This window comes from Sphingopyxis sp. (assembly GCF_035565275.1).
Lineage (GTDB): Bacteria > Pseudomonadota > Alphaproteobacteria > Sphingomonadales > Sphingomonadaceae > Sphingopyxis.
Genome location: NZ_DATMST010000018.1, coordinates 1 through 22,245, shown reverse-complemented (window position 1 = coordinate 22,245; position 22,245 = coordinate 1). Strand labels below are relative to the sequence as shown.

Annotated in this window: 21 protein-coding genes; 17 read left to right on the top strand and 4 right to left on the bottom strand. The window is 64.5% G+C overall.

Annotation, left to right across the window (positions count from 1 at the left end; all coding sequences use genetic code 11):
* Positions 1-50 precede the first annotated feature (50 nt).
* Positions 51-770, top strand: a complete 720-nt coding sequence (gene gntA / locus VN047_RS01285; protein WP_325539226.1) for a guanitoxin biosynthesis heme-dependent pre-guanitoxin N-hydroxylase GntA — start codon at positions 51-53, stop codon at positions 768-770.
* 33 nt (positions 771-803) lie between these two features.
* On the opposite strand, the gene VN047_RS01280 is transcribed toward gntA, so the two are convergent.
* Genes VN047_RS01280 through cphA form a run of 3 tightly spaced genes read right to left on the bottom strand, consistent with a single transcriptional unit; the run spans position 804 to position 5,338 of the window.
* Positions 804-1,610: a cyanophycinase gene (locus tag VN047_RS01280; protein ID WP_325539224.1), complete on the bottom strand. Its 807-nt coding sequence runs from the start codon at positions 1,608-1,610 to the stop codon at positions 804-806.
* The gene (locus VN047_RS01275; RefSeq protein ID WP_325539222.1) at positions 1,603-2,481 is read right to left on the bottom strand and encodes an isoaspartyl peptidase/L-asparaginase family protein; all 879 of its coding nucleotides are present in this window, start codon (positions 2,479-2,481) and stop codon (positions 1,603-1,605) included. Before VN047_RS01275 ends, VN047_RS01280 begins: the two co-directional genes overlap by 8 nt.
* On the bottom strand, positions 2,474-5,338 hold the full coding sequence (gene cphA / locus VN047_RS01270; protein ID WP_325539220.1) for a cyanophycin synthetase: 2,865 nt from the start codon (positions 5,336-5,338) through the stop codon (positions 2,474-2,476). Before cphA ends, VN047_RS01275 begins: the two co-directional genes overlap by 8 nt.
* A 164-nt stretch (positions 5,339-5,502) precedes the next feature.
* On the opposite strand from cphA, the gene VN047_RS01265 reads away from it, so the two are divergent.
* Together VN047_RS01265 and VN047_RS01260 are read left to right on the top strand one after the other, a co-directional pair.
* Positions 5,503-6,084, top strand: coding sequence for a hemerythrin domain-containing protein (locus VN047_RS01265; RefSeq protein ID WP_325539218.1), 582 nt, complete (start codon positions 5,503-5,505; stop codon positions 6,082-6,084).
* A gap of 23 nt (positions 6,085-6,107) precedes the next feature.
* A complete protein-coding gene (locus VN047_RS01260; protein ID WP_325539319.1) occupies positions 6,108-7,013 on the top strand; it encodes an NAD(P)/FAD-dependent oxidoreductase in 906 nt (301 codons plus the stop codon).
* Here VN047_RS01260 and VN047_RS01255 read toward each other — a convergent pair.
* Positions 7,010-9,235: a catalase gene (locus VN047_RS01255; RefSeq protein WP_325539216.1), complete on the bottom strand. Its 2,226-nt coding sequence runs from the start codon at positions 9,233-9,235 to the stop codon at positions 7,010-7,012. The two genes, VN047_RS01260 and VN047_RS01255, sit on opposite strands and share 4 nt — an antisense overlap.
* A gap of 247 nt (positions 9,236-9,482) precedes the next feature.
* On the opposite strand from VN047_RS01255, the gene VN047_RS01250 reads away from it, so the two are divergent.
* The 14 genes from VN047_RS01250 to VN047_RS01190 all read left to right on the top strand — a co-directional run.
* Positions 9,483-10,232 (top strand): Crp/Fnr family transcriptional regulator, encoded by a 750-nt coding sequence (locus tag VN047_RS01250; RefSeq protein WP_325539317.1) that lies wholly within the window; start codon positions 9,483-9,485, stop codon positions 10,230-10,232.
* Entirely contained in the window at positions 10,229-10,420 is a 192-nt protein-coding gene (locus tag VN047_RS01245; protein ID WP_325539214.1) for a hypothetical protein, read from the top strand. The genes VN047_RS01250 and VN047_RS01245 overlap by 4 nt, the downstream gene beginning before the upstream one ends.
* 298 nt (positions 10,421-10,718) lie before the next feature.
* On the top strand, positions 10,719-11,264 hold the full coding sequence (locus VN047_RS01240) for a hemerythrin domain-containing protein (RefSeq protein ID WP_325539212.1): 546 nt from the start codon (positions 10,719-10,721) through the stop codon (positions 11,262-11,264).
* A 146-nt stretch (positions 11,265-11,410) separates the two neighbouring features.
* A complete protein-coding gene (locus VN047_RS01235) occupies positions 11,411-12,004 on the top strand; it encodes a PRC-barrel domain-containing protein (RefSeq protein ID WP_325539210.1) in 594 nt (197 codons plus the stop codon).
* Complete coding sequence (locus VN047_RS01230; RefSeq protein WP_325539208.1) at positions 11,991-12,647, top strand: DUF6766 family protein; 657 nt, start codon at positions 11,991-11,993, stop codon at positions 12,645-12,647. Before VN047_RS01235 ends, VN047_RS01230 begins: the two co-directional genes overlap by 14 nt.
* Before the next feature lie 118 nt (positions 12,648-12,765).
* Positions 12,766-13,005, top strand: coding sequence for a DUF6961 family protein (locus tag VN047_RS22685; RefSeq protein WP_414712644.1), 240 nt, complete (start codon positions 12,766-12,768; stop codon positions 13,003-13,005).
* Between the two features lie 189 nt (positions 13,006-13,194).
* Positions 13,195-13,890, top strand: coding sequence for an SRPBCC family protein (locus VN047_RS01225; protein WP_325539206.1), 696 nt, complete (start codon positions 13,195-13,197; stop codon positions 13,888-13,890).
* A gap of 10 nt (positions 13,891-13,900) precedes the next feature.
* On the top strand, positions 13,901-15,118 hold the full coding sequence (locus tag VN047_RS01220) for a zinc-dependent alcohol dehydrogenase (RefSeq protein ID WP_325539204.1): 1,218 nt from the start codon (positions 13,901-13,903) through the stop codon (positions 15,116-15,118).
* Entirely contained in the window at positions 15,111-15,890 is a 780-nt protein-coding gene (locus VN047_RS01215; protein ID WP_325539202.1) for an SDR family NAD(P)-dependent oxidoreductase, read from the top strand. The genes VN047_RS01220 and VN047_RS01215 overlap by 8 nt, the downstream gene beginning before the upstream one ends.
* Before the next feature lie 169 nt (positions 15,891-16,059).
* On the top strand, positions 16,060-17,982 hold the full coding sequence (locus VN047_RS01210; protein ID WP_325539200.1) for a methyl-accepting chemotaxis protein: 1,923 nt from the start codon (positions 16,060-16,062) through the stop codon (positions 17,980-17,982).
* A 3-nt stretch (positions 17,983-17,985) separates the two neighbouring features.
* A complete protein-coding gene (locus VN047_RS01205; RefSeq protein ID WP_325539198.1) occupies positions 17,986-19,380 on the top strand; it encodes a chemotaxis protein CheW in 1,395 nt (464 codons plus the stop codon).
* Entirely contained in the window at positions 19,377-20,477 is a 1,101-nt protein-coding gene (cheB, locus tag VN047_RS01200; protein ID WP_325539196.1) for a chemotaxis-specific protein-glutamate methyltransferase CheB, read from the top strand. Before VN047_RS01205 ends, cheB begins: the two co-directional genes overlap by 4 nt.
* On the top strand, positions 20,474-21,319 hold the full coding sequence (locus VN047_RS01195) for a protein-glutamate O-methyltransferase CheR (protein WP_325539194.1): 846 nt from the start codon (positions 20,474-20,476) through the stop codon (positions 21,317-21,319). Before cheB ends, VN047_RS01195 begins: the two co-directional genes overlap by 4 nt.
* Positions 21,319-22,245, top strand: a 927-nt coding sequence (locus tag VN047_RS01190; RefSeq protein ID WP_325539192.1) for an Hpt domain-containing protein, incomplete at its 3' end; no start/stop codon positions are given. The genes VN047_RS01195 and VN047_RS01190, both read left to right, overlap by 1 nt.

Genomic DNA, 22,245 nt, shown 5'->3' with positions numbered 1-22,245 from the left:
ACCGAGGTTAATCGCGCGCAACTGCGGCGCTGTTCGATGGTTTCACCGCCATGCTGCAACCTTCAGATGATCGCGATCACCCGCTCGCCCGCCGTTTCGACGCCTTCGTGCGCGACGCCGGTTTTCCGTGCGTCGGTGCGAAGTCGGCGCTGGCGAAAGGACAGATCAGGATCGTCGTTGGCCGCGACATGCGGTCGGCGTGGGACGATCTCCGGATCTATCCCAATCTGCTCGATCTCGCCTGGACCTATTCGCGCGAGCCCAGCCTCTTCCACTCGCTCGCTGTCGTGTTCGAAGACGATAGCGGTCTTGACGAGGAAGGCTTCGAACACTGCCTCTGGGAGCGGCTGGAGTCGCTGACGCAGAAGGATGATTTCCATGGTCAGCACGCCGACCCACGGGTGAGCGTCGATCCCGGCGATCCGCATTTCTCGCTGAGTTTCGGCGGCGAAGCCTTTTTCGTGGTCGGCCTTCATCCGCGTGCGAGCCGGCCCGCCCGGCGCTTCGAGCGCCCCGCGCTGATCTTCAACCTGCACGACCAGTTCGAGCAGCTGCGCGCCAACGGCATGTACGACAAGATGCGCAGCACGATCCTTGCGCGCGATGTCAAGCTGGCCGGCGACGTCAATCCGATGCTGGCCCGTCACGGCACGATGTCGGAGGCGCGGCAATATTCGGGCCGTGCGGTCGGAACCGACTGGGTCTGTCCCTTCTCGGGGCGAAGCGGGACGGCGCCGTCGCGCGACTTCCTCGTGGGCCGGGGCGATTGACACAAGGGACGCGGCTCGCCGCGCCCCTGCCGGTCAACTCTCCGACGGTGAGCAGGGCTTGCGCGTTGCGAGATTGAACTCGTCGCCCGCGCTCAGCGCATGTAGCGTAACATTGTGTATCGACAGCACGCGTTGCGGCTTGGCCTCGGCAATGTTTGATCGCGTCACATGTTCGGCATCGACGATCGTCACCGCCCCCGACCCGATCACCTTGAAGCGTTCGCCGTCGACGACGATGGCGGTGTCCTCGTCGATCCCAATACCGAGGATCCGCGGATTGTGGGCGACCGCGCCGAGCAGGCGCCCGATGCGGCCGCGCTCGGCAAAGTGCTGATCGATGATCACGCTCGGGATAAGGCCGAGACCCGGCGCCATGTGCAGCTCGCCGATCCGATAGGATTCGCCGTCGCTTCCCCCGATGAGCATCGTCTCGCTCTGTGCCGAGGCACCCGCGGACGTACCTGCAATGACGCCGCCGCGCGCATGGAGATCGCGGACTGCGCTCTCGAGCGGGGTGTCGCCGAGCTGGCTCACGATGCGAAGCTGATCGCCGCCCGTGAAGAAAATGCCGGCGGCGCCGTCGATCAATTCCTTATGCGCCGGGTCGTTGGTTTCGTCGCGGTCGTCGACATAAAGTTCGATGAGATCGGTGGCGCCAAGCGCGGCGAACGCATCCTTATAGGCGTCGAAATAGCCCTCGGGCTCGTGGCTCGCGACCGTTGCGATGATCAGGCGGCCGCCGTTAAGGCGCTCGGCAATGGCTTTGAGGATCCGGCGCTCGCCGTCCTTGTCTTCATGACCGCCGATAGCAATCAATGGGCCGTTGCTTTGTTCAGACATTGGATTTTTCTTCTCTCAATTCATTCTGGTGGATGGCGGAAACGACCTCCGGAAAGGCGCTCGACGCGCAAGCGAGGGCGAAATGGTCGCTATTGTGCGCAATGCCGATCTGACCCGTTGCGTCGATGGCGATGACACCGGCTTCGGCGGCGAGCCGTTCCATCGGCGCGAATATCACAGTGACAGCTTCATCGGCGGGCTCGCGCTCCATTGCACGCATGACCCGCGCGCCTAGCAGGGTACGGCCGATCGCCTCGCCATCGCCCGAGAGCGAGACGCCGCCGATCGCATCGTCGGCATAGAAGCCGCAGCCCGGCAACGGCGAGTCGCCGACCCGGCCGGGCAATGTGCCTTCGAGCCCGCCGGTCGATGTCGCGGCAGCGACATGGCCGGCACGGTCGAGCGCGACGCAGCCGACCGTATCGTGGCCGGGGTCTCCCGCGGCGACGGAAACGATCTCGGGCCCGGCGGGGCAAAGTCCAGCATCGCGCGCGAACCGCTCGGCGCCTTTGCCAACCAGGAGGATCGGAGGCGTATCGAGCAGCGCTGCGGCGGCCTCGATCGGATTGGCGACGTGCCGCACGGCGGCGACGGCGCCGATCGCGAGCGTTTCCCCGTCCATGATCGCCGCGTCCATTTCGATTTCGCCGGCGGCATTGCGCACCGAACCCCGACCGGCATTGAAGGTGGGGTCATCTTCGAGAACGCAGACTGCCCGCCGTGCGGCATCGAGAGCCGAGCCGCCGCGACGCAGGATTTCGGCGCCGGCCTCTACCGCCCTGGCGCAGCCGCTGCGATGGGCGACGGCTTTGTCGGGCGCGATCGTCTTTGCGCCGCCGTGGACGACGATCACCCATTGGAGTCTATCCATGGGCCAGATCCATTATCTCGAATCTTTCGGCGCGTTCGGGGGCGGGCCCTTCGGCGAACCGCTGGACGCGGGCCCAGATACCCTCGATGTCGGTGGGCGTCAGCACGACGATGTCGCCGGGACGCGCGCGTTCGAGGCAGCAGTCGGTCGCATCATGCTCGTTGGCGAGGCGGTGGATCGAAGCCGGGTCCTTTCCCGCTCCGAGCGCGCCTTCGGCCATCAGTGCGTTGATCGACCCGATGGGGCGGCCACGGTTGTCGGGTCCTTCTCGAAACATGACCTCGTCGAATATGCGCGCGCCTTGTGCGCCGACGTCGCGCAGGTCGCTATCGCGGCGGTCGCCCGGCAGGCCGATCATGCCGAGGATACGGCCGCCAGCCGGTCGGAGCTGTTCAAGCAGTTGTGAGAGCGCATCGAGCGCCGCGGGATTATGCGCATAATCGAGTACGATTTTGATGCCATGTGCCTCGACGATATTGAGCCGGCCCGGCGAATCCTCGAAGCTTGGCTTGAAGGCGGCGAGGCCCCCTGCGATCGTCGGGAGCGGAATGCCGTAGGCGGCGGTCATCGCGGTCGCTGCGAGCGCGTTGAGGACATTGAACTCGGCGGCGCCTCCGAGCGTCGCGGGTATGTCGCTCGCGGGCAGGACGGGAAAGCGCTCGCCATCCTTGTAGAAGAGGATCGAGTTGCTGCCGCAGACCACGGCCATGCCGCCGTCGGCGATATGGTCCCGGATCGGATTGCGTTCGACCGCATCGGCCGAGCCCGAGAACCAGACGATCTGGCCGCGCGCATGGCGCGCCATCTTCACCGTCAGCGGGTCGTCGGCGTTGAGAATGCTGTGACCGCTGCGCTTGACGCTTTCGACGACCACCGACTTTACGCGCGCGAGATCTTCGACGCTGTGAATGTCCTTCATGCCGAGATGGTCGGCGGTAACATTGAGCACCGCGCCGACGTCGCAAGCATCGAAGCCGAGACCTTCGCGCAGGATGCCGCCGCGCGCGGTTTCGAACACCGCGGCGTCGACAGTCGGATTGCGCAGGATCATGCGCGCGCTTTGCGGCCCACTCGCGTCGGATTTCACCTGCTTGCGGCCGTTGACATAGACGCCGGTCGTCGTGGTGAAGCCGACGCGCTTGCCCGCCTCGGCGAGGATCTTGGCGACCATGCGTACCGTTGTTGTCTTGCCGTTGGTGCCGGTTATCGCGAAGATCGGAATGCGGCTCTTGGCACCTTTCGGGAACAGCGACGCGACGATCGGTGCCGCGACATCGCGCGGCGTGCCTTCCGAAGGCGCGATATGCATGCGAAGGCCCGGCGCCGCATTGACCTCGACGATCCCGCCGCCCGTCTCGGCCAAGCTGCGGCTGATGTCGGGAGTCATCATGTCGATCCCCGCAACGTCCAGTCCGATCGTCGCGGCGGCCTGGATCGCGATCGCAATATTGTCGGGATGTACATCATCGGTGCGGTCTCTCGCGGTACCACCAGTGGACAGGTTCGCGGCGCCGCGAAGCCATATCAGCGCGCCCTGCGGCGGGACGTCCAATAGCGTCTGGCCGTTTTGCGCGAGGAAGCGGAGGAGCGCCTCGTCGATGCGGATGCGCGTGAGGACCGCTTCGTGGCCGGCGCCGCGGCGCGGATCGCCGTTGACGAAGCCGATCAGCTCCTCGATCGAATGGCGGCCGTTGCCGACGACATGCGCGGGTACGCGCTCGGCGACGGCGACAAGCTCGCCAGCGACGACGAGCAGGCGGTGGTCGGTGCCGGGAAGCTGCTGCTCGACGATCACGCGGCGGCTGACCGCCGTCGCGCGTTCGAAGGCCTCCAGCGCTTGAGTTTCGTTTCTGAGACCGGTCGTCACGCCCCGACCCTGATTGCCGTCGAGCGGCTTGATCACGACAGGCCAGCCGAGCCGCTGAGCCGCCGCCAAGGCTTCATTCGATGTACGCACGACTTCGCCGCGAGGTACGGGCAGGCCGGCGGCCTGTAGCAAATCCTTCGCCGCATGCTTGTTCGCGGCAAGCTCGGCACCAATCAGTGAGGTCGCGCTCGTGACGCTGGCGCGGATGCGCCGCTGTCGGCTGCCGGTCCCGAACTGGACAAGGCTCGCGGTGTCGAGGCGCATCGCCGGGATATGGCGGCGCCGCGCTTCAGCAACGAGCGCGGCAGTGCTGGGACCGAGGCCGTTTGCGACGATCATCTTGCGGAGCAGACCGACAATCTCGTCGATCGCGCCGGCGGACGCGTCGAGTGGTTGGGCCAGACGATCGAGCCCCTCGACCGTCTGGAATCCGGTAGGCAGCAGCGACGCGACGAGCGCGATCGCCGCGCGTGCCGCAGCCAGGCCGCTTCGTTCGTCGGCGTAGCAAAAGAGGATGTCATAGACGCCGGTGCGACCCTTCGTCGACCGCGTTTTTCCGCGCGTCACCGAAGCCCCTGCAAGCGCCTGCAGTTCGATCGCGACATGTTCGATGACGTGGCCGAGCCAGGTCCCTTCGCCCATGCGCCTGAGAAAGCCGCCCGATTCGCCATAGCTGCAACCGTGGCTCTTGAGACCCGGTAGCTTGGCAACGAGCGCGGCCGCAAAGCCGGGTAACCGGTCGGTCGGCCATTGCTCGAGCGCGCCTAGGTCGAGCCGAACGCGGATCATCGGGCGTGCGCTGTAAAGATGCGGCCCGCGATAGACGCTGCGCTCGAGCACGCGCATGGGTGCTTCGGCCGAAGTCACGAGCGGGGTCCGCTCGAGCGGCGCGCCGCACGAAGATCGTGATTCATAAAAATATCCTGCTGCCTCGCTGTCGGTGAGAAACGCGGCCGACGAGGCGCAGTTGCCCAATGTAACCTCGATCATAGCGATTATTGCAAACCCTGCCGTGACGTCGAAGGCGTCGCCGCATGCTGTCGGAAAAAGAGGTTGAGCGAGGTTAATAATGGCGTCGCTTGGGGCACTTTGCCGCGCGCGCAGCGTTTCGTTCCACAACGGGGACATTCCGCTCCCCGTCCAAGGACAAAATCATGACTGCAACCAAGACGGCACCCGCAAAGGGCGCTTCGAACGGCGCGAAAAAGCAGGCCCCGACTGCTGCCAAGCCGGCTGCAAAGCCGGCGTCCAAAACGAAAGGCAACGGCAAACCCGAATCCCCCGCTGCACGTCCCGCCGACGCGATCAAGCTGCTCAAGGCCGATCACAAGGAAGTGAAGACCTGGTTCAAGCAATATGAGAAGCTCGAGGCGAATGCCGAGAAGCAGTCGCTCGCTGACACAATCTGCCTTGCGCTGACAGTCCATGCGCAGATCGAGGAAGAAATCTTCTATCCCGCCGCGCGCCTTGCCATCGACGACGAAGATCTGTTCGACGAGGCCGAAGTCGAGCATGGCAGTGCCAAGCAGCTCATCGCCGAGATCCAGGCGATGAAGGCGGGCGACCGCCTGTTCGATGCCAAGGTCATCGTGCTCGGCGAATATATCGACCATCATGTTCAGGAAGAGGAAGAGGAAATGTTCCCCGAGGCGCGCGACAGCGATCTCGACCTGAAGGCGCTCGGGCTTCAGCTTGCCGCGCGCAAGGAAGAACTCATGGCCGAGGCTGGACAATAGCCAGTCCCGACGCATCGCCGGCCCTGCTCGACTGCCTCGTCATTGGCGGCGGTCCGGCAGGGCTGACGGCTGCCATCTATCTGGCACGCTTCCATCTGTCGGTCGCAGTGGTCGACGCGGGCCACAGCCGTGCGGGACTCATTCCGCTGTCGCGCAACCATGCGGGGTTTCCCGAGGGGATATCGGGCGCCGACCTGCTCGCGCGGATGCGCGCGCAGGCGCGGCTCTATGCCGCGACTTTCCATGACCGTCGCGTCGAGACTCTCGAGCGGGCGGCCGAGGGATTTTTCGCTTCGGCTGGCTCCATGGATTTTGCCGCGCGGTCGGTGCTGATCGCAACCGGTGTCGTCAACCGACGTCCGGCGATGCTCTCTGATGCGGTTCATGACGAGGCACTTGCAAACGGTAGCTGGCGTTACTGCCCGATTTGCGACGGCTATGAAGTCACCGACAAGCGCGTTGCGGTAATCGGCACGGGCGAACGCGGGTGCAACGAAGCCTTGTTCCTGCGAAGCTACACCGCGCATATCACTCTGGTTGCGCCCCAAAGCGGCCACGAATTGTGCGAAGCGCAATATGCCTTGCTGCGCGAAGCGGGTGTGCGGGTCGCCGGTAGCTGCCGCGCAATTGCGCTGGAGGGTAAGGCGATATGCCTCGATGTTAATGGCGACCGGCTGACGTTCGACGGCGTCTATCCGGCGCTCGGCTCGGATATCAAGTCCGAGCTCGCCGGAATGGTGGGTGCCGCGATGTCGACCGAGGGATGCCTGACCGTCGACGCACACCAACGCACGAACGTCCCGAGCCTCTACGCGGCGGGGGATGTCGTGCTCGGGCTCGACCAGATCAGCCACGCGATGGGCGAGGGCGGCGTCGCGGCGACCACGATCCGTAATGATCTGGCCCGGCAGACGCCGCTTCGCCGCTAGCCGGCCTTCGGCGCTGGCTTGGCGTCGAGATCGACCTTCAGTTCGCGCGGCCAGAAGCGCAGCGCGCGCGCCGCCTCGACGAAGGGCGCCGCATCTCCGGCTTTCTCGAGAAGGATACAGGCGTCGTCGAGATCTTCCGCGAGCCCGACCGCCGCGAAGATTGCTGCCGCTTCGGCGGTCATGCCGATGAACTTGCAATGGGCGAAGGCATCGCTCGCGAAGTCCTTCGCCGTGGCATCGATCGCCAGTTCTGCGGCGCCTTCCTCCGACACGACGATCGCGACGGCATCGAAGAGGACCGATGGGCCGCCGTCGATCTTGTGCCGTGCCGCGACCTTGGTTCCGTCGGCCAGCGTAACGCCGCCGATCTTGGGCGCGATGACCTCAAAGACGGCGCCTTCGGCGTCGAGCGCCTTGACAAGCGCCTTGAAGATCGTCGGGTTGGCGCCGTCGCTCATCAATATGCCGAGCTTGCGGCCCTTGAAACTGTCGGGGCCGTTCTTGAGGATGCTGAGCGCGTCCGAAGGCGGCAGATCGGTGATCGGCTTGCGCGCCGCGACGGCAGCTTCGGGAAGGTCCATGCCAAGTCCGTCAGCGACGGTCGCAGCCAGCGTCGCGTCGATATTGCGCAGATGCGACACGGTGCGCGAGCGGATGTCGGGGCGTTCGACCTTCGATAGTTCGAACACCAGCGCATCGCCGATATGCTTCTGCTCGATCGGCGTCTGGCTGACGAAGAATTGCCTCGCCTGGCTATAATGGTCGGCGAAGCTTTCCGAGCGAACCCGCTGCTTGGGACCATCGGCTTCTTCCTCGAAGCTCCGGAACCCGCGCACCGGATCCTCGCGCGGGCCGCCTTGCGTGGGACCCCAGCTGTTCGGCTCGTAGTTCACCCGGCCGACGGGATTGCGCATCGCCATATGCCCGTCCTGCTGGAAATGCGCCATCGGGCACTTCGGCGCGTTGATCGGGATGTGCGTGAAATTGGGACCGCCGAGCCTTTTGATCTGCGTGTCGAGATAGGAGAAATTGCGGCCCTGGAGCAACGGGTCGTTCGAGAAGTCGATGCCCGGCGGCACGTTCTGGGTACAGAAGGCGACCTGCTCGGTCTCGGCAAAGAAATTGTCGACGACGCGGTCGAGCACGAGACGTCCGACAACGCGGATCGGAACCAGTTCTTCCGGAATGATCTTCGTTGCGTCGAGCACGTCGAAATCGAAGCTGTCGGCGAAATCATCGTCGAACAGCTGGACGCCGAGCTCCCATTCGGGGAAGTCGCCGCTGTTGATCGCGTCCCAAAGGTCGCGGCGGTGAAAATCGGGATCGGCGCCGTTGATCTTGACCGCCTCGTTCCAGACCACCGATTGCAGCCCCTGCTTGGGCTTCCAGTGGAATTTGACGAAGGTCGACTTGCCCTTGGAATCGACCAACCGGAAGGTGTGGACGCCGAAGCCTTCCATCGTCCGGTATGATCGCGGAATCGCGCGGTCGGACATTGTCCACATGATCATGTGGAAGCTTTCGGGCATCAGGCTGACGAAATCCCAGAAATTGTCGTGCGCCGAGGCGGCTTGCGGGAAGGCGCGGTCGGGCTCGGGCTTCACCGAATGGACGAGATCGGGAAATTTGATCGCGTCCTGGATGAAGAAGACCGGGATGTTGTTGCCCACGAGATCCCAATTGCCTTCCTGCGTATAGAGCTTGACCGCAAAGCCGCGGACGTCGCGCGCGAGATCGAAGCTGCCCTTCGATCCGGCGACGGTCGAGAAGCGCACGAAGGCCGGGGTGCGTTCGCCGACGCGCTGGAAGACATCGGCCCGGCTGACGTCCGCCAGGCAGTCGGTGAGCTCGAAAAAGCCGTGCGCGCCATAGCCGCGCGCATGGACGACGCGCTCCGGAATGCGCTCATGGTCGAAATGGAAGATCTTCTCCCGGAAGTGGAAATCCTCGAGCAACGTCGGGCCGCGCGCGCCCTGCTTCAGGCTGTTCTGGTCGTCGGCGACCGGCGTGCCGTGCTGCGTCGTCAGCGTCGCCACATCGCTACCGGCGACCTGGTGCGTTTCGCCGCCGCCGCCCTGCGGCCCTTCGAACGCGAAGCTGATCGCGGCGTCGCCGGGGATCGCCGGCGCCTTCTGCGGACTCTCGCCGCCGATATCGGCGCCCGCGATATCAGCGGGGGTCTGCGGGGCGGGGGTTTTGCTTGCGCTATCGTTATTGGCCATGTTGGATTCTCGCCGATCGACTGAGGAAAGGTTCGCCGCTCGCCGCACCGTGCTTGCTACGCAGCGCCGCGGGCCAACCTGCAGAATGAACTTCTGCCCGCGGGGCGAGTTGCCTGCGGACGAACAAAATTAACCTGCATCATGACGATTGGATCCGCCCCCATGCAACGTGCAGCACAACGGCTCGTTAGGGGAGGGCACAGAGTCAGTACTGATGCATCCCGAACTCATGCGAGGATCGTCAGATATGTTCACCGAACGCTTCCTGAGAGACAAACGCGGCGCGATCCTGACCATCGCCGAACGCGCCCGGCTCGAAGCCGCTATCAGCGAGGTCAAGACGTACCGGCCACGCAAGATCATCGCCCATGCGGGCGAGCCGCTGAACCAGAGCACGCTCCTTATTGAAGGCTTTATGTGCCGCTATCTCGATGATCGCGCCGGGCTGCGCCAGCTTGTCGCGATCCATGTGCCCGGCGACTTCCTAGATCTCCATGCCTTTCCGCTGAAGACGCTCGATCACGATGTCGCCAGCCTGACGAACGCCACAGCGGCGATCGTGCCCCACAGCGAACTTGAAGCAATTGCCGAGGAAATGCCGGCGCTCACACGCAAGCTCTGGTTCTCGACATTGCTCGATGCAGCGATCCATCGGGCTTGGCTGTTCCGCTTGGGACGCCTGGATGCGACCGCGCGCGTCGCGCATTTCCTCTGCGAAACCAATGCCCGTCTCGTCTCCGCTGGGCTCAGCGACGGTCGTCGTTTCGCGCTCGGACTGACGCAGGCCGACGTCGCAGAGATATGCGGACTCACGACAGTGCATGTGAACCGCGTCATGCGCCATCTGCGCGAAGAACGCCTTTGCGTGTTTCGGTCTTCGCTCGTCGAGATTCTCGACCCTGCGGGACTGACAGCCCTGGGCCAATTCAATCCCGCCTATCTCTACATCGACGACGAAGCCCATTCTCTGTCCCCCGTACAAAGGTCCGCATCATGAACTATTCACCCTCGCATATTCAGCCCGAGACCGAACCCGGCGTGGCAAGCGCGGAGGGCGGTCTCGTCTTTCTCGATGGTCCCGACGGAATCGCAAAGACGATGACACCGGATGCCGCGCAGCGGACGGGACAGAGTCTCGTCGAGGCGGCGGCCGAGGCCGAAAAGCAAAAAGCCGCGGGCGCTTGAACGTCCCGGCGCCGGATTGGAGGGGCGCCGCTTTGCGGCCCCACTGTCTGGCAGCGCTGTGATATCGGCGTGCGCATTTCGCCTCGATCGCCGGCGACGTTCCGGCACCGGTTTTGGGGGTGGCCGCTCGATACTGTTTGTCTGGTAACGCCAGGAGCTGACATCAGCCGCGCTATGCGGCAGCAAGTTTCGCATTGATCCATGTTGTTTTGCATGCGCGCGCCGGAACACTTGCGGCGTCTCCCGGTTGATCGCACATGGCTCCCGCTTCCGGGTTGCCGCGATCCGGAGAATATCCATGTCGATCATCGACCGTTTTATCGCCGCCGTGACCCCGCCCGAGAGCGACGAGGCGCGGCTTGATGCCCGCACCAAGGCGACAGCCGCCGCGATGCCAGGAGATTGGCTCGACCAGATCTTGCAGCACCATATGGATCTTGAGGACGCTTTCGCCGATGTGAAGGCGGGCGCAGACGGCGCCAGCCGCGCCGAATCGCTTCAGCAACTCGGTATTCTCCTGACCGGCCATGCGATCGCCGAAGAGGCGGTCATCTATCCCGCGATGGCAGACGAAGCGCAGAAGGGGCACGCCGGGATGGGTTATGACGAGCAAGCCTTGGTCAAGGTGCAGATGGCGCTGCTCGAAAAGCTCAATCCCATGAGCCAAGACTTCATGGACAAGCTCGAGCATATCGAAGGCGCTGTAAGACATCACATGTACCAAGAAGAAGGCACGTGGTTCCTCGAACTCAAGGAACGCGCCTCCGTTGCCGACGAAGCGATGCTCACCCAGCGCTACCAGCAGGAATATGAGCGGTATGTCGGGACGCCTTCGCTGGCGTGATGCGATGTCCGGCGCCGCCGTGCGGCGTCGGAGCCAATCATCGCGGTAATCGTTAGCGAGGCATCGATGACAGACGGTGAAGGAAGGGTTTTTTTCTGGAACAGATAGCAGGACTGATCGCACCGATCGCAACAATGATCGCCGCGATGATGACCGCCGCCAATCTGGGCGCCCGTGTCACGGGCTGGGGCTTTATCGTGTTTACGGCGGGGTCAATCTGCTGGTCGCTCGTGGGCTTCTGGTCCGGTCAGACGAATCTCGTCGCGACCAATGTCTTCCTTACATTCGTCAATCTCATCGGCATCTGGCGCTGGCTCGGGCGCCAGCGCGCTTACGAGGACGGCGCCAAATCGGCGTCGCAAACCAGCCGGAAACCCGGCACGCCGACCTTGTTCGCCGCTACGGGTCTTTCGGCCATGCCGGTCAGTGACATCGGTGGCGAGCGCCTCGGGCGGACAGTCGAGGCGATGGTCGAGTGCGGCTCGGCGCGGGTCAGCTATATCATCGTCGCGACCGGCGGGGTCGGCGGCATCGACGAAGAATTGCGCGCGGTCCCGATCGCCTGTTTCGAATGCCGCGCCGACGGCCTCATCCTCCTCGAGACAAAGGCTGCGTTCGAGCGCCGCCCGGCGCTCGACGGAGAGGATTGGCCAAGTCGCGCCCCTCGGCCCGCCAGTGGCCGAGAAACGGGCGGCCACGCCGCCATCCCCGGCATGGAGACGGCTCATGCGCCTGCTTAAGGACAATAGCCTCACCATCGTCCTCCTGCTGCTCTTCGCCGGGAGTATCATTGGACAGTGGCTGACCGGCTGGCATGTCGCGACCGAAGACGCGGCTCGGCACGGCGCCGCCGCGATGTCGCTTGGCACCTACACCGCGAGCCCCGAATTTCTTTCGAGCGTGTTCGAGAACTGGGAAAGCGAGTTCCTCCAGATGTCGGCCTATGTCGTGCTGACGGCCATGCTCGTGCAGCGCGGTTCGTCGGAATCGAAGGACCCCGATGGCCCGCCGCGCGACGGCGACCTCGCCGCGCAGGCGGAGAAGCCCGGCGCGCCGGCAATCCTGCGTCAAGGGCGGCTCGCGCGCGCCCTCTATTCGCGTTCGCTCGGGATCGCATTGTTCCTGCTATTTCTCCTGTCATTCGTCATGCATTGGACCCAGAGCGCCCATGCGGCTGCCGCGGACGCGAAGGAGCATGGCAAAGCCGCGCTCTCGACTATCGCCTACCTCGGCGATCCGCAGCTCTGGTTCGAATCCTTCCAGAATTGGCAAAGCGAATTTCTGTCGACCGCGGTCCTCGTGTTGCTGTCGATCGTCCTGCGCCAGAAGGAATCGCCGGAATCGAAACCGGTTGCGGCGCCGCACGCGCACACTGGCGACTGACGGCCGGGGCGTTCTGTCGGCGGTTCCCGGCGCTCGGGGCAACAGGCTACCGGCTTCTCGCCGGGTCTGATTTGATGTATGGGTGAGGCAGATAAAGGTCGCAAGGAGCGCGCTTCCGATGGATGCCGCGAGAGAAGCTTGGATTCGCGCATTCGACGTCGAACGCGCGCACGGCGATGACGCAGAGGCCTTTGTCGCGCGGCTAATCGAAGCGGCGCGCGCAGACGGCGATGATTCAGGCTTCGCAATGTGGGCTTCCGTCGCCGAGACCTTGCGCGAACTTCACCTTATCGCAAAAGAACCCTCGGTTCCGTATCGCGCACAAATCGGAGCGCCGATCGACCGGGCAGTGCCCTGACCGGATCGTCGCTGGCGGTCTAGCGAAAAGGACTACGGTCCATCTCGCTGACGGAACAATCACCAGCGGCATGCGTCACTCATACAGCGGCTGCGCAGCCCGCAAGCCTTCTCGATCCCGACGCGGTACCATGTGATGGCGCCGCCTTTCCACTAGTCGTCCGGCACAGGCCTGGGCGGGGAGATTTTCATGTCCAGTTTTACCGACCGTCTTGCCGACCGCTTTACCGATCGCAAGGGTCCCGACCCCTTCACGCTGGCTGCTGCGGGAGCTGGCCTTGCCGCAGCGGGGATTGCGCTCGCATTCTGGCGGCGCAACCAGAACAAAAAGACCGATACAGAGACCATCGCCACCGATGCGCCCCACTGGACGCTCGACAAGCCATCCCAGCGTGCGCTGTTCGGCAAATCGGTGCTGATCAATCGGTCGCGCGAGGATCTCTTCGCGGCGTGGAAGGTCGAGCGCTTCCCCGATTTCATGGAAAATGTCGTTGCTGTCGAGCAGCTCGGCAAAGGCGTTTCGCGCTGGACAGTGAAGGCCCCCGCAGGCCGCGAAGTTACCTTGGTCAACCGCGTCACCGAGACGGTTCCTGGCGAAGCCATCAATTGGCAGAGCGAGCCGGCATCCGACATCGCCAATAGCGGAGAGGTCCGGTTTACGGAGGCCCCCGCCGGACGCGGCACGTTCGTCAGCCTGATCCTCGCTTATGACCCGCCTGCGGGCAAGCTCGGACGTCTGGCCGCAAAGCTCCTCCAACGCGAGCCCGAAGTGCAGGCGCGCCGCGACCTCTATCGCTTCAAGCAGCTGATGGAGACCGGCGAGGTGACGAGCAATGCGTCGCCTTCCGGCCGCGCATCCGAGTCCGCCACCGAACCTCATATTTAAGGAATTTTCCATGCGTGCAGTTACCTGGCAAGGCCGCCACAAGATCAGCGTCGACACTGTTCCCGATCCCGAGATCGTCAATCCGCGTGACGCGATCCTGCGCGTGACGTCGACCGCGATCTGCGGCTCCGATCTCCACCTCTACGACGGCTATATTCCCGGCATGCGCGCGGGCGATATCGTCGGGCACGAGTTCATGGGGGAGATCATAGAGGTCGGCGCGCAGTCGACGCTCAAGAAGGGGCAGCGGGTCGTTGTTCCGTTCACGATCAGCTGCGGGCAGTGTTTCTTCTGCGAGAAGCAGCAATTCAGTGCATGCGACAACAGCAATCCCTCGGAGACACGCGACGCGTCGGAGTTGTTGATGGGTCATGCGATGGGCGGCGCCTTCGGCTATGCGCATCTGACCGGCGGCTATGCGGGCGGCCAGGCCGAATATGTTCGCATTCCATATTCGGACGTCGGGCCGGTGATCATTCCCGACGACCTCCCCGACGACGACGTCCTGTTTCTTTCCGACATCCTTCCAACCGGCTGGCACGCCGCCGTCAACGCCGATATCGAGCCGGGCGACACCGTAGCCATTTGGGGGTGCGGTCCCGTCGGGCTCTTCACGATTCAGTCGGCGCTGCTGCTCGGGGCGGGACGCGTGATCGCGATCGATCATTTCCCGGCCCGTCTCGCGCTCGCCCGCGAGCTTGGCGCCGATATTCTCGATTATAACCAGGTCGACATCCGCGAAGCACTTGATGAAATGACGGGGGGTATCGGACCCGACGCGTGCGTCGATTGTGTCGGAATGGAAAGCCATGGCTTTACCCCCGACAATATTCTCGATCAGGTGAAGGCGCAATTCTACTCGGTGACCGAGCGCCCGCACGCCCTGCGTCAGGCGATCCTCGCGTGCCGCAAGGGTGGGCGCCTATCGATCCCCGGTGTTTATGGCGGCTTCGCCGACAAATTCCCGCTCGGGCAGCTCATGGAGAAGGGGCTTACCGTCAAGAGCGGCCAGACCCCGGTTCAGAAATACACCGGCGAGCTGCTCAAGATGATCCAGGACGGCAAGTTCGACATGACGTCGCTCATCTCGCACCATGCTTCGCTGGAAGACGCTGCCGACATGTACCGCCACTGGCACGGCGAGCAGAATGACTACACCAAGATCGTCCTCAAGCCCGGCCTCGCGAAGGGCGCGGTCACGACCAAGCTGGAGATGGAACATGTCTGAACGCAAACTCGCCCTCGTCACGGGCGCGTCGAGCGGCATCGGCCGCGAGATTGCGCAGCTCGCTGCCGCCGACGGCTATGACCTGATCGTTGCGGCCGACGAGACGCTGGTGGATTCGGCCGCGGGGCTCGCCGCGAACGGGGTCGACGTCGAAAGCGTCGAAGCCGATCTTTCGACAGCCGCGGGCGTCGAGCGGCTGCTCGCTGCCGCGTCGGGTCGCCCGATCGACGTGCTCGTCGCCAACGCCGGTCACGGTCTCGGCCGCGGCTTCCTCGATCAGGATGTCGCCGAGTGGCGCCATGTCATCGATACCAACATCACCGGCACCTTGCTGCTGCTCCAGCCGGTGCTGAAGCAGATGGCCGCACGCGGGCAGGGGAAGGTGCTGATCACCGGCTCGATCGCGGGTCACCTCGCGGGTTCGTTCCAGGCCGTCTACAACGGCAGCAAGGCGTTCGTCGACAGTTTCGCCGCCGCGATCGGCAACGAACTCAAGGACAGCGGCGTCACGATCACCTGCCTGAAGCCGGGACCGACGGACACGAACTTCTTCGCGCGCGCCGGCATGCTCGACACCAAGGTCGGCCAGTCGGAAAAGGACGATCCTGCCGATGTCGCGAAGACCGGTTGGGACGCGATGAAAGATGGCGAACATGTCGTCGTGCACGGTCTCAAGAACAAGGCGCAGGTGCTCGCCTCGGGTGTGCTCAGCGAAGCACAGACCGCCGAAATGCACCGAAAGCAGGCCGAGCCCGGTTCCGGGCAAAGCTAGCCCTTCCGCGCGCCCGGGCGGCGGTCGCGGGCCGTCTGTCCCGGCGTTCGGGCGAGCGCGGGGCGACGCGCGCCAACCTGCGCCGTGGCTGCTTTTCCCTTTTATTGTCGCTGGCACCCCTCGGCGAGGTAGCGTAGGACTGCCAATTCGGCTGAAATAAGAGGGGCCCATGGCGCTAGTGAAGAAATCTACGCTGGGCTCGCGCGCGAAGCCGGCAAGAGAAGCTGCCGAGCCGGCAGCAAAACCCGTTAAGCGGCCTGCATCACCACGACGAGCCTCGACACGCCGGGCTGCGTCGCCGATCGAGCGGATCGATGAGGCGACGCAGGAACTGGCAAGCGGTATCGGCGAGGCTGCGGCCGCTGCTGGCGAGCTTCAACGCTCAGCCGACCAGATATCGAGCGGCGCCGAAGAGGCCGCGGGTGCGGCACAAGAATCCCTGGGTCTGATTGCGGCGCTCGGCGCGACTTTCCGCGAGGCGCGTGAACGCGCCGAAGCATCGGTTCGCCAGACCGAGACAATCCAGGCGAGCTTCGTCGATATCAGCGTCCAGATCGACGGGTCTGTGGCCGCGATCGAATTGAATGCGCAGCGCCAGCTTGCGAGCGTCAGCCAGATCGCTTCGCTCGAAGCGGCCGCCGAAACCATTCGCAGCATTGGCAGCGGCGTCGCAGACGTATCCGATCAAACCAGCCTTCTAGCGCTCAACGCGACGATCGAAGCAGCGCGGGCAGGGGACGCGGGCGCTGGCTTCGCGGTCGTCGCCGACGAAGTGCGGGCATTGGCCGAAACCTCAGAGAGGAGTGCGGTCGATATCCAGTCGCTTGCGGCCGGGATCGCTGACGAAGTGCAGCGCGTTGCCGAGCGCGTGCGTGCAGCATCGGAGCTTGCGACCGGTGAAGCGCAGCTCGGGCGCGAGGTCGCCGACACGCTGAAGGCGGCCCGCGAGGATCTGTCGGCGCTGAGCAGCGGCGCGCACGAGATTCTCGTGTCGGCGATCGATGCCGAAAACGCGATCCGCGAGGCCGAGCGGGGCGCAGAGCAAATTGCGAGCGCCGCCGAGGAACAATCGGCCGCAGCCGCAGAAGCGCAGCAGGCGATCGAGCAGCAGAGCGCTTCGCTCGAGGAAAGCCAGCAGACCGCCGAAGCGCTTGGGCGCTTGACGCAAGAATTGCAGGGCGACGCAAAGAGCGAAACGGCGATCGAGCAGGTCGCTGCGGCAGCGGAGCAGTTGTCGGCGACGGTCCAGGAACTATCCGGTGCCTCGAGCCAGATCCTCGTTGCACTCGAGCAGATCGGGCGCGGGACGCAGGTCCAGGCTTCGGCGACACAGGAAGCCAATTCGGCAATGGGACAGATCGAGGCCGCCGCCGATCTCGCGCAGCAGCGGGCGACCGCGTCGAACCAGCGGATCAACGGACTTGGCCAAACGGTCGCCGATGGCCGCCAGACGATCGAACGACTGGCCGACGGCGTCAGCACTGCACTCACGGAAGTGCGGGACGTCATCGACCTACTTTCGGCGCTGCATGCTACCGGTCGCCGGATCGAGAAGATCACCGACAATCTCGCGCTCATCTCGGTTCAGACCAACATGCTCGCGGTCAGCGGCTCGGTCGAGGCGACCCGTGCGGGTGAAGCGGGCCGCGGATTTGCCACGGTCTCCGGTGATATTCGAAACCTGTCGCGCGATGCCGCGGCGAGCGCCGAGGAGGCGAGGGACGCGATACGCCTCATTCTCGATCAGGTCATGACGGTGCGGCGCGATTTCGACCAGCTCGTCGGCGCGGCGGAGACGGAGATTGGGCGCAATCGCGCGGTCGTCGAGCGCTTCAGCCTGATCGTCACCGAAATCGAGCAGGTCGGCGCGTCGAACAGCGCGATCCTCGCCGGAACCGATGACATGCTCCGCTCGAGCCGGGAGATACGTGGTGGGACCGCGCAGATTGCCGAAGCCGCCGACCTCGCGTCCGAGGCAGTTCGCGAAGCCGGAGTTGCGGCGCGGCAGCAGGCGCAAGGCGCCGAAGCGCTCGCCGCCGCGATCGAGGAAATCGCATCGATCGCTGCCGTACTGAACGGCCGGGATAGCTAGGCCTTGGACGCGGCAGCGGCCACTGAGGACCAGTATCTCGCGTTTCGTGTCGCGGATCGCCAGTTTGCTGTGCCCACGGCGCTGGTTGCCGAAGTCGCCCGCATGCCGCGCCTGTCGCGTGTGCCGCACGCGCCTGCCGGATTGCTCGGTCTCGCCAACGTGCGCGGGGCCGTGCTGCCCGTGCTTTCGCTTTCGCATTTGCTTCTCGATAAAGACGATGATGCCATTTCGCGGCTTGTCGTCGTTGACGCGGGCGAGCCGGTGGGCCTCGCGGTCAGCGACGTCCGCCAGACGCGCGCCGGCGATAGCCACGGTGCGACGCTGATCGATATCGCCGATATGATTGCGCGGTGCATACCGCTGCGTTCGAAGAGCGGCGGGATCCGGGGAACCGCCGCGGTCGAGACCGACGAAGCCGAGGAAACGCTGCCGCTCGTAAGTTTTGCGATCGGGAGCCAGTTCTTCGCGCTGCCCCTCGGCGCGATCGACGAGGTCATTCGTCTTCCCGAAGGCATCGCGATCCTGCCGCATGCCGATGCGGTAGTGGTCGGAAGCACCGCATATCGTAATGCGACTTTGCCGTTGCTTTCGCTTGCGGCGCTTCTCGCTCTGCCTGATCAGGGCGGCGGAAACCGTTCGCGCGTCCTGATCGTGCAGATGGGCAGCCATCGCGTCGGACTCGTCGTCGATGCAATGGGCGCGATCTTGCGCGTGGCGCCAACCGATATCGATCCGGTACCGCATGTTCTCACGCGCGGCAGCGCGGAAGCCCGCATTCAGGCGATCTGCCGTCTCGACGATGGCGCGCGGCTCGTGTCGGTGCTGTCGCTTGAGCAACTCCTGCGCGATGACATAACGCAGCGCCTCCTTCAGAGCGGCACGGGAGAGGACGAAACGATGGATGGGTCGGCCGACGCGCGATCGAGCGAGCAATTTCTCCTGTTTCGTGTCGGCGAGGAAGAGTTCGGGCTTCCTGTCGAGGCGGTCGAAGAGGTTGCGGCGCTACCGCCAAAGCTGACCCGGCTTCCCAAGGCGCCCGTCTTTGTTCAGGGCGTGATGAACTTGCGCGGGGAGGTGATCCCCGTCATCGACCAGGCGCATCGTTTCCACGGCACAGCGGCAACCGGCACGAAGCGGCGTATTGTCGTCGTGCGGATCGGGGCGCTCAAGGCGGGTTTTCTCGTCGATGCTGTGTCGGAGATCCTGCGGGTGGATAGCGAGGCGCTTCGCGAGGCGCCCGATCTCGGCGCGGAGGGAACGCGTGTCTTCGATCGGGTGGCGAACCTCGAGGACGAGGACAAGCTCATCCTCATTGTGAGTCCGCGCGAACTTCTCGACCGCGCCGAGCAGGATTTCGTGCGCGACCTCCGCGAGAAAGGTGCGTCGGCCGCCTCGTGATCAAGCTCCTGCTCGTCGACGATTCGCCCCTCATGCGGCGCCTGCTCGCCGACATTTTCGCCGAGGCGGGGGACTTCGACATCGAAATTGCGCGCGACGGCGTCGAGGCGATCGAGAAGCTTCAGTCGTTCGGCCCCGACGTCATCACGCTCGACATTCATATGCCCGGCATGGACGGTCTTGCCTGCCTCGACCAGATCATGCTCCTGCGGCCCGTGCCGGTCGTGATGGTATCGTCGCTTACCGCCGAGGGCGCCGACGAGACGCTCGAAGCGATGGCGCTCGGCGCAGTCGATTTCATTCCCAAACCGCGCGGTGCCGTCTCGCTCGAAATCGATGCGGTCGCCGACGCGCTCGTCGATAAGGTGCGCGCGGCGGCGGACGCACGTATTTCGCCAACGACCCGGCTTCGCGACCGGGTGCGGGCACGGGCGAGCGGCGCAATCCCGGCCCAGAGTGATCGGATGCGGGCGCCCGCGTCGCCATCGCCGCGCAGGGCCGAAATCCAGCCGTTACCGGGCGATGGGCTCGTCGTGCTCGTAGGCTGTTCGACCGGCGGCCCCCCGGCGCTCGACAGCCTGCTCGGTTCGCTGCCATCCGATTTCCCATGGCCGATCGTCATTGCGCAGCACATGCCCGCAAGTTTCACCGGGCCACTCGCGCGCCGGCTCGACAGGCTGTGCGCGCTTGCCGTACGCGAGGTCGATCGGACGATGCCGCTCGAGCCAGGTGGCGTCTATATCGGGCGCGGCGATGCCGATCTCGTCCTGTCGCGACGGGGACGTGACATCGTTGCGATGCCCGCACCCTCGTCGAACGACTATTTCTGGCACCCGAGCGTCGACCGGCTCGTCGACAGTGCGCTCAAATATATTGCACCCGAGCAGCTGGTTGGGGTGTTGATGACCGGTATGGGGGCCGACGGAGCAACAGCAATGACGTTATTGAAGAAGCGCGGTGGGCACACGATCGCGGAAGCCGCGTCGACGGCGGTCGTGTGGGGCATGCCCGGTGCGCTCGTCGGGAAAGACGGCGCGTCGTCTATACGGCCGCTCGAGGAAATATCCGGTGAACTTTTGAAGCTGGCCGGCCGGTGACGTCGACCACGGGGCGACCCGCTCCGTTGTTTACCGATGCCGATATCCTTGCTGTCGGGGCGCTGCTCTACCGGTGGACCGGGATGATCTTCGGCGCCAACAAGCGCTATTATATCGAACGGCGCGTGATCGACCGGATGGGGCGGCTGGCGATCCCCGATGCCAAGGCCTATCTCGAATATGTGGCGCGTCATCTCGGCGAACGCGAAGCGCTGATCAACGCCTTCACGATCAACGAGACCTATTTTTATCGCGAGGACCACCAGCTGGCCGCGCTCAGCCGGCAAATCCTTCCCGAGGTCGTCCGCAACAAGAAACCCGGCGATCATATCCGCATCTGGTCGATGCCTTGTTCGACCGGCGAGGAGGCCTATTCGATCGCGATCTGGCTCCTCGAAAACTGGCCGCTCGTCGATGCCTATCATGTCGAGATCATCGGATCCGATGTCGATACCGCCGCGCTCGAGCAGGCGCGGCAAGGGCGATACACGCAGCGCTCGCTCGCGCGGCTCCCGGCGTCGGTCCGCGACAGTTATTTCGAAGGCGAGCGCCACCACCGACGCAAGATCATCGACGATCTTCGGGAGTCGGTGCGCTTTACGCCGGCGAACATCATCGAACGCGACAGCCTTGCGAGCGTGGGCAAGTTCGACGTCATCCTGTGCCGCAATCTCCTCATCTATTTCGATGAAGCGTCGCGCTTGCTGGCCGCGAACAATCTTCACGAATGCCTCAACGAGGACGGTTTCGTTTGCCTCGGGCATAGCGAGTCGATGAGCCGTATCAGTGACCGCTTCGCGCTGGTTAGACTTGAGGACGCAATCGTCTATCGTAGGGCATAATGGACGAACTGCTCGAACAATTTTTACTCGAAGGCCGCGAGCTTGTAGCCCAGGCGACGACCGACTTGCGGGCGCTCGAAAGCCGTGCCGACGACCGCGCGTCACTCGATAGCGCCTTTCGCGCTGTCCATACGCTGAAGGGGTCGGTCGCCATCTTCGCGTTTCTGCCGGCCGAGCAGGTCCTTCACGCCGCGGAGGATATTCTCGAGGCCGCGCGAAAGGGTGGCGGGGCACTCTCGGCGAGCGCGCTCGCATCGCTTACCGCCGTCATCGATACGGTGGACCGCTGGATCGACGATATCGAGCAGGCGGGACGCTTGCCCGAAAACGCCGGGGCGGTAGCCGGGGCTCTTGTCGCGCGCCTTGCCGACGAGCACGGCGAGGGCGCTGGGGTGACGTCGGCCGAAGCTTTGAATGTGCGACGCGGCGGTCCCTCCTGGTCCGCCGCACTGCTCGACCATCTCCGATCGAACGGGGCCGATATGGCGGCGCCGATGACGCTCTTTCGCTACACGCCCGATACCGATTGTTTCTTCCGCGGCGAGGATCCGCTGGCTCTCGCCATGGCGGTCCCCGACCTTGTGTCGCTGCGGATATTGCCTGCGGGAGCGGCATGGCCCGAGGCGGAAGCGTTCGAGCCATTTTCTTGCACGAGCCTCGTCGAAGGGGCCAGCACCGCGAGCGAAGAGGCCGTGCGCGGGGCGTTTCGGCTCGTACCCGACCAAGTCGAAATACACGCCGCGCTTCCGGACGAAAACGCCGAAGGCGCCCATCTGGCGGATCGCGAAACCAGAGGCGCCGACGTGCTGCGTGTCGATGCGGCGCGCGTCGACGCGCTTGCCGATGGACTCGGCGAGTTGATCGTCGCGGTCAACGCGGTGGCCAAGCTCGGCGAGGCCGCCGGGTCGGTCGACCGCGCGCTCGGT